The 2,258-nt window shown below is 73.6% G+C and carries 3 protein-coding genes; all 3 read right to left on the bottom strand.

The features are described from left to right. A partial coding sequence (locus tag GTW67_RS14655) for a PRC-barrel domain-containing protein (protein ID WP_161165260.1) occupies nt 1-347 on the bottom strand: 347 nt, incomplete at its 3' end. Between the two features lie 129 nt (nt 348-476). Further along, nucleotides 477-1,262 carry a 1-acyl-sn-glycerol-3-phosphate acyltransferase gene (locus tag GTW67_RS14650; protein ID WP_161165259.1) on the bottom strand — a complete coding sequence of 262 codons (786 nt, stop codon included), beginning with the start codon at nt 1,260-1,262 and terminating at the stop codon, nt 477-479. After that, nucleotides 1,259-2,032: a GNAT family N-acetyltransferase gene (locus GTW67_RS14645; protein ID WP_161165258.1), complete on the bottom strand. Its 774-nt coding sequence runs from the start codon at nt 2,030-2,032 to the stop codon at nt 1,259-1,261. The genes GTW67_RS14650 and GTW67_RS14645 overlap by 4 nt, the downstream gene beginning before the upstream one ends. Between the last annotated feature and the right edge of the window lie 226 nt (nt 2,033-2,258).

Below are 2,258 nucleotides of genomic sequence, written 5' to 3'. Positions count from 1 at the left end.
GTGCGTTCGGCCTCGGACAGCACGCTGTCCCAGTTGATGCCGTAGTAGTCGTACAGCCGGTGCTCCTCGGCCTCCGACAGATGGCCGCCCGCGTCGACGTCCACATTGGGTGCGTCCTTGACCTTGTCCTTGCGGTAGGGGACCTCAAGGTGGTCCTGGACCAGCGAGGCGTCGCGGATGGGCACGAACGACTCGTTGGACCCGAACATGCCGGTCTTGACGCTCACCCACTCGGGGCGCCCCGTCATGTCGTCGAAGAAGACGTGCTTGGCGTCGCCGATCTTGTTGCCGTCCCCGTCGTAGACCGGATGGTCCAGGACGTTGGCGATCTCTTCACGGGTGATCATCTGGCATCACCCTCCTTCCGGAGTGCCTGTACTCCGACTGTCCGTATCAGCAATCCGAAAACGGCACATACGCCACAAAGAGCACATACTTTTCGAAGGTGCTTTCCCCTGGTGACCGTCCCGGCCCGTTCACACGCCCGTGGCCGCCCGCTGCGCCGCACCGGCGAGGGAGCGCCGGTCGCGGTGGCACCCCGGCGGCACGACCGGGCGCACCTCCACCTCGGCGGTGAGACCGCGCGTCGACGCCACCCGCCACAGGGAGGCGAGCAGGGTGTCCTCGCCGACGAACGCGGGCGCCGTGCTCAGCGTCCGCTCCCCCGTCCGGTAGCGGATGCGCACCGGCTGGACCGGCACCCCGGCGTCCAGCGCGGCCTGGAACACGGCCCGGCGGAACGGGCCCTGGGCGCGTCCGCACCAGGTGCTGCCCTCGGGGAAGACGGCGACCGCGGCGCCCCCGCGCAGTGCCCCGGCGACCCGGGCGACGGTGTCCGGCAGCGCCCGCAGACGGTCACGCTCGATGAACAGGGCTCCCCCGCGCTCGGCGAGCGGCCCGGCGACCGGCCACCGCCCGATCTCGCTCTTGGCGAGCATCCGGGCCGGGCGCACGGCGGCGAGCAGCGGGACGTCCAGCCAGGACACGTGGTGGGCGACCAGCAGCAGGCCTCCGGCGGGCGCGGCGGCGCCCGTGACACGGACCCTGACGCCGGCGGCGCGCACGGTCCAGCGGCACCAGCTCCGCACCAGGGCGGCCGGCAGCCGTCCCCGCAGCGGCGTCAGCGCGACCACGACCCCGGCGAGGACCAGCACGCCGACCGCCGTCAGCCGCAGCAGGGCACGCGGTGCGCCGCCGACGGTCCGGGCCGGCTCCAGGCAGGCCTCTGGGGTGCAGGGCGCGGTGGGCAGCCAGGCGCTCACCGGGCGGGCAGCAGCGAGAGGAAGTGCCGCAGGTAGCGCGGGTCGACACGGCTCATCGGCAGCAGCACGTACAGGTCGGCGACGCCGAAGTCCACGTCGTGCGCGGGCTCCCCGCAGACCCAGGCGCCGAGGCGGAGGTAGCCGCGCAGCAGGGCGGGCAGTCCGGTGCGGTCGGCGGGTGCCGTGGCGGGCGGTGTCCAGGGCAGCAGCGGCCGTACGCGGTACTCCTCGGGGGCCAGGTGCTTGGCGCGGACGCGGTCCCAGGTGGCGGCGGCGAGGGTGCCGCCGTCGGCGAGCGGGATCGAGCAGCAGCCGGCCAGCCACGCGTGGCCCCGGTCATGCATATACCGGGCTATGCCGGCCCAGATGAGCCCGATCACGGCGCCGTCGCGGTGGTCGGGGTGCACGCAGGAGCGGCCGACCTCGACCAGGGAGGGCCGGATCGCGTCCAGTGCCGAGAGGTCGAACTCGCCCTGCGCGTACAGCCGTCCGGCGATCGCGGCGCGTTCCGGCGGCAGCAGCCGGTAGGTGCCGACGACCTGCCCGGTCGTCTCCTCGCGCACCAGCAGGTGGTCGCAGTACGCGTCGAAGGGGTCGATGTCGTGCCCGGGCTGCGGGCTCGCCAGCAGGGCGCCCATCTCCCCGACGAAGACGTCGTGCCGCAGCCGCTGCGCGGCCCGGACGTCGTCCTCGTCGCGGGCGAGGGTGACGGTGTAGCGCGGGGGTGCGGAGGGCGCCTGGGGGCGGTCCGCGGTCAGTACGCCGGTCATGGGTGCTCTCCTGAGGACGGGGCGGGGTCCGCCACAGTTCTTCCGAGGCCGGCTGTACTGCGCGTGACCGGTACCGGGAGAGCGGATGTGCGCTTGCTGAATGCCGGACACACAAGCGAAACGGGGCCGGGAGGAGCACCTCTCCCGGCCCCGCCCGTCCGCACCTTCCGGCGAACGTTCAGGGGGGCGTGCCCCCGAAGGGGCGCGGGGAACTGCGCGACCAGCC

Origin of the sequence: Streptomyces sp. SID5910 (genome assembly GCF_009862125.1) — a bacterium.
Taxonomy (GTDB): Bacteria; Actinomycetota; Actinomycetes; order Streptomycetales; family Streptomycetaceae; genus Streptomyces.
Note: the sequence above shows the minus strand (reverse complement) of the source record. Positions and strands in the feature narration are given on the sequence as shown.

Coding starts and splice junctions, on each gene's coding strand:
- GTW67_RS14645 (WP_161165258.1), bottom strand. CDS start 2,032: ATGACCGGCGTACTGACCGCGGACCGCCCCCAGGCGCCCTCCGCACCC.